The sequence below is a fragment of the Nonomuraea sp. NPDC005692 genome (assembly GCF_040631115.1).
Lineage (GTDB): Bacteria > Actinomycetota > Actinomycetes > Streptosporangiales > Streptosporangiaceae > Nonomuraea.
The window spans coordinates 88,394-100,165 of the sequence record NZ_JBEXYU010000015.1 but is presented as its reverse complement, the minus strand read 5'-3'; the positions used below and the strand labels follow the sequence as shown (position 1 = coordinate 100,165).

At 72.3% G+C, this 11,772-nt stretch carries 13 protein-coding genes; 8 read left to right on the top strand and 5 right to left on the bottom strand.

All coding sequences use genetic code 11. From position 1 onward, the window contains the following. Positions 1 to 40 precede the first annotated feature (40 nt). The 3 genes from ABZ459_RS28355 to ABZ459_RS28345 all read left to right on the top strand — a co-directional run bounded on the left by ABZ459_RS28355 (position 41) and on the right by ABZ459_RS28345 (position 2,499). The gene (locus tag ABZ459_RS28355) at positions 41 to 919 is read left to right on the top strand and encodes a LysR family transcriptional regulator (protein WP_357976289.1); all 879 of its coding nucleotides are present in this window, start codon (positions 41 to 43) and stop codon (positions 917 to 919) included. A gap of 131 nt (positions 920 to 1,050) precedes the next feature. After that, complete coding sequence (locus ABZ459_RS28350; RefSeq protein ID WP_352324961.1) at positions 1,051 to 1,251, top strand: EF-hand domain-containing protein; 201 nt, start codon at positions 1,051 to 1,053, stop codon at positions 1,249 to 1,251. 63 nt (positions 1,252 to 1,314) lie between these two features. Beyond that, positions 1,315 to 2,499 (top strand): helix-turn-helix domain-containing protein, encoded by a 1,185-nt coding sequence (locus ABZ459_RS28345; RefSeq protein WP_357976286.1) that lies wholly within the window; start codon positions 1,315 to 1,317, stop codon positions 2,497 to 2,499. 48 nt (positions 2,500 to 2,547) lie between these two features. On the opposite strand, the gene ABZ459_RS28340 is transcribed toward ABZ459_RS28345, so the two are convergent. Then, complete coding sequence (locus ABZ459_RS28340; RefSeq protein ID WP_357976283.1) at positions 2,548 to 3,834, bottom strand: hypothetical protein; 1,287 nt, start codon at positions 3,832 to 3,834, stop codon at positions 2,548 to 2,550. A gap of 152 nt (positions 3,835 to 3,986) precedes the next feature. Continuing rightward, entirely contained in the window at positions 3,987 to 4,157 is a 171-nt protein-coding gene (locus tag ABZ459_RS28335) for a hypothetical protein (protein WP_357976280.1), read from the bottom strand. A gap of 157 nt (positions 4,158 to 4,314) precedes the next feature. Between ABZ459_RS28335 and ABZ459_RS28330 the strand changes: the two genes are divergently transcribed. Further along, positions 4,315 to 5,565 (top strand): MFS transporter, encoded by a 1,251-nt coding sequence (locus ABZ459_RS28330; protein ID WP_357976277.1) that lies wholly within the window; start codon positions 4,315 to 4,317, stop codon positions 5,563 to 5,565. Here ABZ459_RS28330 and ABZ459_RS28325 read toward each other — a convergent pair. The 3 genes from ABZ459_RS28325 to ABZ459_RS28315 are packed head-to-tail and all read right to left on the bottom strand — an operon-like array spanning position 5,557 to position 7,927. Then, entirely contained in the window at positions 5,557 to 6,036 is a 480-nt protein-coding gene (locus ABZ459_RS28325; RefSeq protein WP_357976274.1) for a hypothetical protein, read from the bottom strand. The genes ABZ459_RS28330 and ABZ459_RS28325 overlap by 9 nt on opposite strands. A 57-nt stretch (positions 6,037 to 6,093) precedes the next feature. Continuing rightward, positions 6,094 to 7,248, bottom strand: a complete 1,155-nt coding sequence (locus ABZ459_RS28320; protein WP_357976271.1) for an FAD-dependent oxidoreductase — start codon at positions 7,246 to 7,248, stop codon at positions 6,094 to 6,096. A 40-nt stretch (positions 7,249 to 7,288) separates the two neighbouring features. Further along, the gene (locus ABZ459_RS28315; protein WP_357976268.1) at positions 7,289 to 7,927 is read right to left on the bottom strand and encodes a hypothetical protein; all 639 of its coding nucleotides are present in this window, start codon (positions 7,925 to 7,927) and stop codon (positions 7,289 to 7,291) included. An 84-nt stretch (positions 7,928 to 8,011) separates the two neighbouring features. Between ABZ459_RS28315 and ABZ459_RS28310 the strand changes: the two genes are divergently transcribed. The 4 genes from ABZ459_RS28310 (at position 8,012) to fahA (ending at position 11,746) form a co-directional block, all read left to right on the top strand. Beyond that, entirely contained in the window at positions 8,012 to 8,641 is a 630-nt protein-coding gene (locus tag ABZ459_RS28310; protein WP_352324970.1) for a helix-turn-helix domain-containing protein, read from the top strand. Between the two features lie 77 nt (positions 8,642 to 8,718). Next, on the top strand, positions 8,719 to 9,891 hold the full coding sequence (locus tag ABZ459_RS28305; RefSeq protein WP_357976265.1) for a homogentisate 1,2-dioxygenase domain-containing protein: 1,173 nt from the start codon (positions 8,719 to 8,721) through the stop codon (positions 9,889 to 9,891). After that, entirely contained in the window at positions 9,873 to 10,646 is a 774-nt protein-coding gene (locus ABZ459_RS28300) for a hypothetical protein (RefSeq protein ID WP_357976262.1), read from the top strand. The genes ABZ459_RS28305 and ABZ459_RS28300 overlap by 19 nt, the downstream gene beginning before the upstream one ends. Continuing rightward, entirely contained in the window at positions 10,643 to 11,746 is a 1,104-nt protein-coding gene (gene fahA / locus ABZ459_RS28295) for a fumarylacetoacetase (RefSeq protein WP_357976260.1), read from the top strand. The genes ABZ459_RS28300 and fahA overlap by 4 nt, the downstream gene beginning before the upstream one ends. Positions 11,747 to 11,772: the final 26 nt, after the last annotated feature.

Genomic DNA, 11,772 nt, shown 5'->3' with positions numbered 1-11,772 from the left:
GGCGCCCGGCGTCCAAGACCCTTTGCTATAACCATCGGTTATGGACGTGCACCTGCGGGAGCTCCGCTACTTCGTCGCGGTGGCCGAGGAGCTGAACGTGACGCGCGCCGCCGAGCGGCTCTTCGTCTCGCAGCCGGCCCTGTCCAAGCAGCTCAGGGTGCTGGAGCGGCAGCTCGGGTTCGCGCTGCTGGAACGGGTGCACGGCGGCGTGACGCTGACCCGGCAGGGCGCGGCGCTGCTGCCGGTGGCCCGCGAACTGCTCGGACGCTGGGCCGCCGGGGTGGAGACGGCACGCGCCGCCGCCCCCGCCGGGACGCTGGTCATCGGGATGCAGACGGCCGTCGGCCGCGGGTTGCAGCAGGAGGCGCTGCGGCTGTTCCGGCAGGCCCGGCCGGGGTGGGAGGTGTCGCTCCGGCTCGTGGGCTGGGACGACCCGAGCGGCGGCCTCGCCGACGGCTCCTCCGACGTGGCGTTCATCTGGCTGCCGGTGCCGCCGGGGCTGGAGAGGTACGTGCTGGTCACCGAGGAGCGGGGGGTGGCGATGCCGGCCGGTCACCGGCTGGCCGGCATGGCCGAGGTCCCGTTCGCCGAGCTGCGGGACGAGCCGTTCATCGCGCTGCCCGCCGCGGCCGGCCCGCTGCGCGACTTCTGGCTCGCCCGCGACGCCCGGGACGACGACCCGGTCGTCGGCGTCACGGCGAACACGCCGGAGGAGGTGTTCGAGGCCGTGATCAGCGGTCTGGGCGTCGTCCTGGTGGCCGAGGGGAACGCGGCGCTCTACAAGCGTCCTGGCATGGTCTACCGCCCGGTGACGGGTCTCCAGCCGGGCCGGCTCGCCATCGCCTGGCGCCGCGCGGACGCCCGCCCCCACGTCACCGCCTTCGTCGAGGCCCTGAAACAGGCCGCCGCCACGGTCTGACACGGCGGCGGAGGCGGTCAATCCGGGAAAGGCCGCATTTCCGGCGAGCCGCCCGAATTCATCGGCACGTTTCGGGAAGTCGCCACTAAGGTCTGACCCGACGCACCGGTAACACAGGAAAGGCACCCCCTATGAGCGACCACGCCATCACCTTCGACCTCATCGACGTCGACAAGGACGGCCGCATCTCCGCCGTCGAACTCGTCCGCCTGATGGAGATCCTCGGCCAGCCCATCACGCTGGACGCCGCCCAGGAAGGCGTGCGGAAGCTGGACAAGGACGGCGACGGCCTGATTGACGTGGACGAGTTCGGCGCATTCCTGCAGAAATGATAGAAACAAGCTCTTGCTAGGCAAACTCTTGTCGCCTGAGCCACAATGGCGACAGGAGGGACGATGGCCATCAAGAGTGACATCAGCGAAACCCGGCTCCCCGCGGACATCGTGAGAACGCTCAAGGCGGGCATCGGAAGGGTCTCCGCCGAGGTGATCGAGGAGATCCAGACCCGGATCCCCGAGTACGCCAGACCGGCCGACGAGATCTACATCAAAGTCGTGAAGATGGCGGTCGAGGAGGCCATCGACGGCTTCCTCGACCGCATCGAGAACCCGGGCGCCCCCTTCGACCCCGAGCCGTTCCGCATGATCGGCAAGGGCGAGGCGGCCGAGGGCCGCAACCTGGAGCCGCTGCAGACGGCCATGCGGCTCGGCGCCCGCGTCTGCTGGCGGCGGCTGACGGAGATCGCCGACCCGCTCGGCCTGACCTCGCAGACCCTGTACGACCTGGGCGAGGCCATCTTCGTCTGCCTCGACCAGCTCGCCGACGCCGCCGCCGCGGGCTACGACGAGGCCAGGGCACACGCCGCCGGCGAGCTAGAACGCCGCCGCAACCGCCTGCTCGACCTGCTGCTCAGCCGGCCGCCCGCCGCCCCCGAGGCCCTCGCCGACCTGGCCAGGGCCGCCGGGTGGCGGCTGCCGAGGACCGTAGCGGGCGTGGCGCTCGACGACCGGCACGGGACGTACCGGGCGCCCGCGCTGCCGCCCGACGTGCTCGGCGGGCTGGAGCGGCCCGCGCCGTGCCTGCTGGTGCCCGATCCGGACGGGCCGGGGCAGGCGCAGCTGCTCGACCACGCGCTGCGCGGCCACCGTGCCGCGATCGGCCCGGCGGTGCCGCTGGCCGCGGCGGCGACGTCCCTGAGGTGGGCGCGCGAGGCGCTGGAGCTGTCCCGGCGCGGCGTGCTGCCGCGCGGCCTCCTGCGCTGCGCCGACCACATGGCCACGCTCGTGGTCTTCAAGGACGAGGAGCTGGTCGGCGCCATGGCGCAGGCCCGCCTCGCGCCGCTGGCCCACCTGCGGCCCGCCCAGCAGGACCGGCTGGCCGAGACGCTGCTCGCCTGGTTGCGGCACGGCCGGGGCGCCGGCGAGGTGGCCGCCCGGCTGCACGTGCATCCGCAGACCGTGCGCTACCGGTTGCGGCAGCTCGAAGAGCTCTACGGCGACCAGCTCGCCGACCCCGACATCCGGTTCGAGCTGGAGATCGCGCTCAGGGCCCGCCAGGCCCTCATCGCCGCCCGGTCGTGACCGGCCCGCCGCACCCGGCGGGGACCGGCCGGGACCGGGCGGCTCCCGTCAGGCGGTGTGCAGGTAGACCTGGCCGAAGACCTCGGACAGGTTCTTGATGTCCGTGGCGACGTCGGCCTCGGGGCTGCTGTAGTCGTAGACGGTGGCCAGCCTCGGGCGCACGGTGCCGAGCTTCTTGAGCTGGTCCCAGGTGGCGTTGGCCGCCCACTTCTCGCCGTACACCCGGTTGACCTGGCCCTGCGCGTCCTGCCAGCGGCTCCACAGGACGACGGTCTCGGCGGCGTCGGCCTGGAGCGGGGCGGCGATGCGGTCGGTGATGGCCTGGGTGGCCTGCTCGGCGGTGAGCTTGGAGGTGCCGGCGGCGGTGAACCCGGCGTCCTCGGCGGCGATCTGGGCGTAGGCGTCCCAGGCGCGGGCGCGGACCTGGATCCACTGGTTGCGCTGGGCCTCGGCGGCGTCGATCTTCCAGGTGGCGTACTCGGTGGCCAGGTGGCCGGTGTCCAGGGTCAGCTGGTCGATCTGGCCGCCGGAGAGCCAGGCGCCGATGCGGGCGGGGTCGAGCAGCGGGTACTTCTTGGTCATCTCGGCCTTGCAGGCGTCGTTGGCGCCGCAGCCGAACAGCGGGACCACTGTGTGCGCCGCCAGCTTCTTGCCCGGCACGAGGTTGCGCAGCGCGGTCGTGGCCTCGGTGACGAACTTGTCCAGCTCCTCGGCCGTGGCGAAGGTCTGGTTGTAGCCGAGCTGCGAGGTGAACCTGATCCCGGCGACCCCCGGCTGCGCGGCCAGGGCGGCGACCTTCTTGGCGGCCTCGGCCAGCTTGCCCGCCTTGTAGTCGTCGGCCAGCTCGGTCTCGATCCAGGTCCGCAGGCCGGCCTCGACCGCGCTCTTCACGGCCTGGCCCGCCGGGCTCTCGGCGGCGGCCGTCTTGGCGGCGGCGGAGATCTCGTCGGGGTCGACGTGGCACTTCTGGCCGTCCGGGCACTGGTCGGGGGTGCCGCCGTCCTCGGCGCCGTCGACGTCCGGGGAGTCGACGTCGTGCATCTCGCCGTCGCCCTCGGAGTCGGTCGCGCACTCGTTGCCCGGCTCGGAGCAGTCGACCACGATCTCGCGCATCGGGCCGGAGTCGATCATGTTCTTGCCGTCGTTGTCCAGCCAGAACCGGGCGATGTCGGCGGCCTCCTCGGGAGTGGCCAGCCAGCGGCAGACGACGTACGCCGGGGTGTCGGCGGACATCAGGTCGTTGCAGCCCCGTGGATCGTCCTGCGACCAGGCGGGAACTCCGACGCCGAGCAACGACAGGGTCAGTCCGATGACGAAGATCTTCCGCAGTCGCATGACGCCTTTACTCCCATGGGGGGCGATCGTGGGCAAATAGCACAATATCTGGACGATCAACAACCTTCAATGAGATCCACGGCGGTCCTCACGCGGTTCTCGACGGGCAGTAGGCATCACAGTCGAGCCCTGGCGAGGCAGCGGCGGGGTGATCATCCGTCTTCTTCCGCCCAGTGCCACCCCGAGCCGTCCGGGTTCTCCCGCACCACCCTCGTACGTCCCCGCACCACCCTGACCCACCCGGTGCGCGCCGCTTCCTCCCGCGCCCCCTCGGGCCCGCCCTCGGCCCGCCGGGGCGTGCGATCGACCTGCGCGTCAGGCATGCCTGGAAACTACGCGAGAACCGGGCGCGGTTCTTGCCTGACGCCCGCACTTTTCGCGACCGGCCCTGTCACCTCCGTGACAAATATTGGGACGACAACGCGCCGGCAGAAACGGCAGACTGGGACGGATTTGACCGTTTTCGAGGGGACCGGCCCAGTGCACAGCTACCTCCGCGACCTCGGGCTGCTCCGCGACCGCAAGTTCGCCCTGTTGTTGTCCGCGCGAACCATCTCCATGCTCGGCAGCGCCTTCGCGCCCGTGGCGCTCGCCTTCGGCATCCTCGACCTGCCGGGCGCCGACGCCACGACGTTGTCGGTGGTGCTCACCGCCGAGTCGCTGCCCATGATCGTGTTCATGCTGATCGGCGGGGTGATCGCGGACCGGTTGCCGCGGCAGCGGGTGATGATGGCCGGCGAGCTGCTCATGGCGCTGGGCTACTTCGCGCTGGCGGCGATGATGCTGACCGGCTGGGCGCCGCTGCCCGTGATGAGCGTCGCGGCGGCGGCCTGCGGCGTGGGCATGGCGATCATGTTCCCGGCGCTGACCGGCATCATCCCCGAGGTCGTGCCCGCCGACCGGCTGCAGGCCGGCAACGCGCTGCTCGGCCTCGGCGCGAACGCCTCGCGCGTGGCCGGGGTGGTGCTGAGCGGCGGCACGGTGCTGTTGTTCGGCGGCGGCTGGGCCCTGCTGGTCAGCGGCGCGATGTTCGCGCTGGCCGGCGTGCTGATCGCGCTGCTGCGCCCGACCCTCGCCGAGCGCGCGGCGGCCGAGCGGCACTCGGTGCTGGCCGACCTGCGCCACGGGTGGCGCGAGTTCAGCTCGCGGCAGTGGATCTGGGTGGTGGTCGCCCAGTTCTCGGTGCTGGTGATGGCGATCCAGGCCGGGCACGGCGTGCTCGGGCCGCTGCTGGCCAAGGAGACGCTGGGCGGGCCGGCGGCCTGGTCGGCGTTCCTGGCGGGCGAGGCCGTCGGGACGATCGCCGGGGTGCTGGTGTCGTTGCGGCTGCGCCCGCGCCGGCCGATCCTGCTCGGCACGCTGCTGTGCCTGCCGACCGCGCTGCCGTACGTGCTGCTCGGGCTGGACGCGCCGCTGTGGGCGATCGTGGCGGGGGCGTTCGTGCTGGGCGTGTGCTTCGACGTCTTCGGCGTGTTGTGGCAGACGACGATGCAGCGCGAGATCCCGGCGGAGTCGTTGTCGCGGGTCAGCTCGTACGACGCGCTCGGGTCACTGATGTTCGGGCCGATCGGGCTGATGCTGGCCGCGCCGGCGGCGGTGGCCTTCGGCACCGAGGGGGCGCTGCTCGGCTGCGCCGCCCTCGTCGTGCTGTCCACGCTGGCCGCGCTGGCCGCGCCGGGGGTGCGCAACCTGCGCGCCCCCGAGCCGGAGCCCGAGCCGGTCTCACTCTGAGCGGAACCAGGCGTTGGCCCGCGGCTGGAACATCAGCGTGACGGCCCCGAGCACGGCCGTCACGTGCAGCACCCGGCTGATCGTGAAGAGCCAGGTCACCATGTCGGCCCCGGCGGCCGCCTCGGCGATCGAGCCGCCCTGCAGCAGCCACTGGATCGGCCCCACGACCAGCGACAACGTGCCGAACACGCCGAGCCCGACGGCCAGCGTGAGCCTGGCCCAGTTCTGCCCCGCGCGCATCCGCAGCGCCAGGAAGACCGCCGCGGCGAAGACGGCCACCCGCAGACCGGCGCCGGGCAGCAGGTCCAGGACGCCCGAGGTGCCCTCGTAGAGCTCCCTGCCGACGGCGAGCACGGTCTCGAACGCCCCCGCCGCGACGGCGGACATCCACAGCAGCGCGGCGGCGTGCACGACGGGCGGCGGCTGGGGGGTACGGGGCTCGGCGGTCTGCGAGGCGAGGGCGGTGGTCATGGCGGGCTCCCTGTCGTGTCGGTTACAGGGAAAGTCTGATCCGCACGCCCGCGCCGATCATGCCCGTCGTCCCCCGAGTTCCGGTGAGGCGGGCCCTACCCCGAGGTCTCCGCTCGTGCGCAGGCCGCGGGCGACCGCGCGCTCGTGGCCGAGCCCGAAGCGCGGCTCGGGGACGCGCTCGCCGTCCAGGATCGCGGCCACGTACGCGGCCAGGGCCGGTGCGTGCTTGAACCCGTGGCCCGAGTCGCCGCCGAGCAGCCACACGCCGGGCGCGTCCTCGGCGATGATCCACTCGGCGTCGGGGGTGAGCGCGTACTGGCAGACCTGGCTGAACAGCACCGGCGCGGCGGCCAGCGAGGGGAACCTGCGCCGCAGGTAGTCGCGGGCCTGCCCGACCGCGGACGGATCCACCACCCGGCTGCCCTCCTCCGGCTCGTACGGCTCCCCTTCGGCATCGGAGGTGGCCTTCATGCCGACCCCGTCCACGTCGCCGTGCCCGTAGGCCGAGGAGCCGTAGTCCACCCAGGCGGGCGTCTCGGGGGACGACCACGCGGCGGGCGCGGCGAAGTGCACCGTGTCCTGCCTGGTCACCGTGACCGGCACGGCGAACAGGCCGGGCAGCCAGGCGCCGCACGCCCACACGACGCGGTCGGCCCGCCGCACCTCGCCGTCCACCTCGACCGCGCTCAGCCCCGGCACGGGCGCCGCCCGTCCCCTGACCAGCCGGACGCCGGCCGCCAGGGCCAGCCCGGCGGTCACCTGCGTCGCCCGCCGTGCCCTGAGCACGCCCGCGTGCGGCTCCCGGAGCAGGAAGCTCAGGTCGTCGCCGCGGTAGTCGGGGAAGAACCGCCGCCCGTCCGCCGGGTCGAGCACCTCAACCGGGATATCCAGATTTTTCAGTACTTGGGCGCTGGCGTGCTCCCACCCGTCCGGCCGGGCCGCGAACCACACCATGCCCGACTCCAGGAACAGTTCCTCGCCGGCCCGCTCACCCAGCCGCCGCCAGCCCTCCCGCGCCTCCCAGGCCAGCCGCGCGTACCAGTCGTCGGCGCCGTGCGCGCAGCGCAGGAGCCGCGTCTCCCCCGCGCTGGCCTGCCGGACGTGTCCGGGCTTGTGCTGTTCGACCAGGGTCACCAGCCAGCCGGTTTCGGCCAGCCGCAACGCCAGTGACGACCCCCATATACCGGCTCCGACCACAATGACCGATTTCATGGAACCACCGTGACCGCAGGACCCGCACCCGCGCAAGGGCTCAGACGATGATCAACCGGACCACGACGCCCGCGCAGTTGCCCGCCACGCAGACGCGCACCGGGACCTCGGAGATGCCGGCCGCCTGGGGCACCCCGCCCACGTGCCCGTCGGGGCCGATCGTCACGCCCGCGGGCAGCTTGGCGTGGTCGGTCACGCTGAAGGTGGGGATGACGCCCTGGGGGCCGCCGTTGATGCCGATCTCGCCGGCGAGCGGGACGCCGGCCCGGCCGGGGAAGGTCAGCTCGCGCGGCTCCCATGGAACGTTCCCGAGCACGACGAGGGTGATGAGCTGCTCCTCGCACGAGTCCCCCGTGCAGAGCCGGACCGGGGCGATGAACGTGCCCACGCGCGAGGGCGTGCCGGACAACCGCCCGCCCGCGTCGACGTTGACCCCCACGGCGACGTAGCCGGCGCGGAAGGTCACGCCCTTGGCGACCGGCAGCAGCCACTGGCTCACCGTGATGCCCTGGGTGAGGTAGAAGGTGTTCTCGACCAGCCGGTCGCCCCCCGGGCGCGGCGGCGGGTCGATCAGGGTCTCCCTCGCCATGTACGCGATCGGCGTCGTGAGCGACGGCACGGCCGGCGGCAGGGCGCAGAGAGCCAGCCCGGCGACCAGGAACAGCCACCTCTGCCGCATCTCCACCCCCCGACGCCTTCTCGTCCCTACGTACCCCTTCACCGTGCTCTTTCACTGGTCGGCCGCCACTCCATAATCGAAGTCATGGCCGCCGAATCCGCCCAGACGCTCGAACGCGGGCTGCGCCTGCTGCGACTTCTCGCCGACGGGAAGGGCGGGCGCACACCGACCGAGCTGAGCACCGAGCTGTCGCTGAGCCGGCCGGTGGTCTACCGGCTGCTCACGACGCTGCTGAACGAGGGGTTCGTCCGCCGCGACGCCGAAGGGCGGGTGCATCTCGGGTTCGGGGTGCTGGTGCTGGCCCAGGCCGTGCAGCCGCTGCTGCGGGCGGCGGCGGTGCCGACGCTGCGGCGGCTGGCCGAGCAGGTGGGCGCGACCGCCCACCTGACCGTGGCCGAGGGCGACGACGGGCTGGCGGTGGCGGTGGTGGAGCCGTCCTGGACCGACCTGCACGTGGCCTACCGGGAGGGGTCGCGCCATCCGCTGGCGAAAGGCGCGGCGGGCCGGGCGATCCTGGCCCTGCGCGAGGGGCGCGACGAATACCTCGTGACGGAGGGGCAGTTGCAGGTGGGGGCGCGGGGCATCGCCGCGCCCGTGACCGGACTGCCGTGGCTGGAGGCTTCGGTGGGGGTGGTGACGTTCGGCCCGCTGGAGGAGGGGACGGGGCCGCGCGTGGTGGCGGCGGCCGCCGAGCTGGCCGCCGCGCTGGGTTGACATCTCCACACCGATGGCGGACGGTAGTCACACATAGAGGACACATGCGTCCGGTAAGCGGACAACATGGAGGGCGGATGCCGTACTACCGCGTCGTTGGGGAAGTGCCGCGCAAGCGGCACACGCAGTTCAGGCGGCCGGACGGCGGCCTCTACGCCGAGGAGCTGATGGGCGAGGAGGGCTTCTCGTCCGACTCCTCGCTGCTCTACCACCGCCACCTGCCCACCGCGATCATCAAGGCCGAGGCGGTCACGCCCACGTCCGCGACGACGCGGCTGGAGCCCAACCTGCCGCTCTCCCCGCGCCATTTCCGCACCCAGGAGCTGTCGAGCGCGGGTGACCTGGTCAACGGCCGCATCCTGCTCGCCGGCAACGCCGACGTCCGGTTGTCGTACGCCACCAGCGACCGCCCCAGCGAGCTGTACCGCAACTCCATGGGCGACGAGTGCGTCTACGTGCAGCGCGGCTCGGTCCGCTTCGAGTCCACGTACGGCGTCATCGAGGCCGGCGAGGGCGACTACGTCGTCATCCCGACCGGCACGATCCACCGCTGGGTGCCTGACGGGCAGGTCAACGTGCTGGCCATCGAGGCGTCCGGGCACATCAGGCCGCCCAAGCGCTACCTGTCGCAGTACGGGCAGTTCCTGGAGCACGCGCCGTACTGCGAGCGCGACCTGCGCGCCCCTTCGCAGACCCTGCTCGTCGAGGGCGAGGAGGTGCCCGTCCTGGTCCGCACGCGAGGCGGCCTGACCAGGCTCGTCTACCGCAACCACCCCTTCGACGTGGTCGGCTGGGACGGCTACCTCTATCCGTACGCCTTCAACATCGACGACTTCGAGCCGATCGTGAAGAAGACGCACGCGCCGCCGCCGGTGCACCAGACGTTCGAGGGGCCCGGGTTCGTGGTCTGCTCGTTCTGCCCGCGGCCGCTCGACTACCACCCCGAGGCCATCCCGATCCCGTACAACCACCACAACGTGGACTCCGACGAGTTCATGTTCTACGTGGGCGGCGACTACACCGCGCGCAAGGGCTCGGGCATCGACGTCGGCTCGGTCTCGCTGCACCCGGCCGGGTTCACGCACGGCCCGCAGCCCGGCGCGGTCGAGGCGGTGATCGACGCGGTCGCCCGCGGCGTCACCACCACGAGCGAGATGGCCGTGATGGTCGACACCTTCCGCCCGCTCGACCTCGGGCCGGGCGCGCTGTCCTGTGAGGATCCCGGCTACGCATGGACCTGGGCACGATGACTCTCTTCGCCGAACTGGTCGACGACGCGGGCCTGTTCCCGCCGACGTCGCTGCACATGGACGAGGCGCTGGCCCGCAACCAGCGCGACCTGGAGCACGGCAACGGCGTGCTCACCCACCGCTTCCTCTGCCCGGCCAGCCGGCTCGACCGGCTGCGCGGGCACGCCTACCGGCCGCGGCGCATCGGGCTGATCGTGGACACGCCCGAGCTGCCCGAGTTCGGCGACCTGCCGGTGGACTTCGTCGAGATCCGGCTCGGCGCCGACGAGTCCGTCGCCGAGCTGGCCCGGCGCCTCGGCCTGCCCGCGCACGTGCGGCTGTTCGTCGAGGTCCCGCCGGACAGGAAGGTCGCCGGCGTGCCCGACGGGGTGGGCCTGAAGGTGCGCTGCGGCGGGCTCAAGGCCGAGGCGTTCCCCTCGGTGGAGCACCTCGCGGCGTTCGTCCGGGCCTGCGTCGAGGCCGACGTCCCGTTCAAGGCCACGGCCGGGCTGCACCACGCGGTCCGGCACTTCGACCCGAGCCTCGGCGTCGACCGGCACGGCTTCCTCAACCTGCTGCTGTCGGTCTGCGAGGCCGTGGAAGGCCGCGACCCCGCGCCCGTGCTGCGCACCACCGACGTCGGACATCTCGTACGGCTGGCCGGAGCCGTGACGGAGGAGACCGCGAAGCGGGCGCGGCGGCTGCTGGTCAGCTACGGCTCCTGCAGCACCGGCACGCCCATCGAGGACCTGCAGACGCTAGGAGTGATTCAGTGAGCTGGGGAGTGGACAACCTGCCCTACGGCGTGTTCTCCCGTCAGGGCGAATCGCCCAGAGTGGGCGTCAGGTACGGCGACAAGGTGCTCGACCTGGCCGCCGCGCTGCACGACGAGGTGTTCGCCGCCCCCTCGCTCAACCCGTTCATGGCGAGGGGCCGATCGGCCTGGCACGACACCAGGACCCTCATCCAGAACAAGCTGACCGGCGACTCCTCGGTCACCGAGAGCCACCTGATCCCGCTCGACCAGGTGCGGCTGCACATGCCGTTCGAGGTGGCCGACTACGTCGACTTCTACTGCTCGCTCGACCACGCGAGCAACATCGGCCGCATCTTCCGTCCCGACGCCGAGCCGCTGCTGCCCAACTGGCGTCACCTGCCCGTCGGCTACCACGGCAGGTCGGGCACGGTCGTCGTGTCCGGCACGCCGGTCCGGCGCCCGCACGGCCAGCTCAGGGCCGGGGTCTACGGGCCGTGCGCCAAGCTCGACATCGAGGCCGAGCTGGGGTTCGTGGTCGGCGTGCCGTCGGAACTGGGCTCGCCGGCCGGGGCGTTCGAGGACCACGTGTTCGGGGTGACGCTGGTCAACGACTGGAGCGCGCGCGACATCCAGGCGTGGGAGTACGTGCCGCTCGGGCCGTTCCTGGGCAAGTCGTTCGCGACCTCGGTCTCGCCGTGGGTCACGCCGCTGGAGGCGCTGCCCAGGGTCCCGGGCCGCCCGCAGGACCCCGAGCCGCTCGACTACCTGCGCAGGCAGGGCGACTGGGGCCTGGACATCGCCGTCGAGGTCGTGCTCAACGGCGACGTGATCTCGCGCCCGCCGTACCCGAGCATGTACTGGACGCCCGACCAGATGCTCGCCCACATGACCGTGAACGGCGCCTCCCTGCGCACCGGAGACCTGTTCGCCAGCGGCACGATCTCCGGCCCCGAACGCGACGAGCGCGGCTCGCTCATCGAGCTGACCTGGAACGGCGCCGAACCGATCAAGCTGTCCGGCGGCGACACCCGCACCTTCCTCCAGGACGGCGACACGGTGACGATCCGGGCCACCGCGGGTGGCCTGACATTGGGCGAGGTGTCCGGAACCATCGGATAAGTAACTCAAGGTGCTTCGACCGTCAC

Excerpts from the sequence above, each read along its gene's own strand:
- ABZ459_RS28355 (WP_357976289.1), top strand. The coding sequence starts at position 41 with ATGGACGTGCACCTGCGGGAGCTCCGCTACTTCGTCGCGGTGGCCGAG.
- ABZ459_RS28350 (WP_352324961.1), top strand. The coding sequence starts at position 1,051 with ATGAGCGACCACGCCATCACCTTCGACCTCATCGACGTCGACAAGGAC.
- ABZ459_RS28345 (WP_357976286.1), top strand. The coding sequence starts at position 1,315 with ATGGCCATCAAGAGTGACATCAGCGAAACCCGGCTCCCCGCGGACATC.
- ABZ459_RS28340 (WP_357976283.1), bottom strand. The coding sequence starts at position 3,834 with ATGCGACTGCGGAAGATCTTCGTCATCGGACTGACCCTGTCGTTGCTC.
- ABZ459_RS28335 (WP_357976280.1), bottom strand. The coding sequence starts at position 4,157 with ATGCCTGACGCGCAGGTCGATCGCACGCCCCGGCGGGCCGAGGGCGGG.
- ABZ459_RS28325 (WP_357976274.1), bottom strand. The coding sequence starts at position 6,036 with ATGACCACCGCCCTCGCCTCGCAGACCGCCGAGCCCCGTACCCCCCAG.
- ABZ459_RS28320 (WP_357976271.1), bottom strand. The coding sequence starts at position 7,248 with ATGAAATCGGTCATTGTGGTCGGAGCCGGTATATGGGGGTCGTCACTG.
- ABZ459_RS28315 (WP_357976268.1), bottom strand. The coding sequence starts at position 7,927 with ATGCGGCAGAGGTGGCTGTTCCTGGTCGCCGGGCTGGCTCTCTGCGCC.
- ABZ459_RS28310 (WP_352324970.1), top strand. The coding sequence starts at position 8,012 with ATGGCCGCCGAATCCGCCCAGACGCTCGAACGCGGGCTGCGCCTGCTG.
- ABZ459_RS28305 (WP_357976265.1), top strand. The coding sequence starts at position 8,719 with ATGCCGTACTACCGCGTCGTTGGGGAAGTGCCGCGCAAGCGGCACACG.
- ABZ459_RS28300 (WP_357976262.1), top strand. The coding sequence starts at position 9,873 with ATGGACCTGGGCACGATGACTCTCTTCGCCGAACTGGTCGACGACGCG.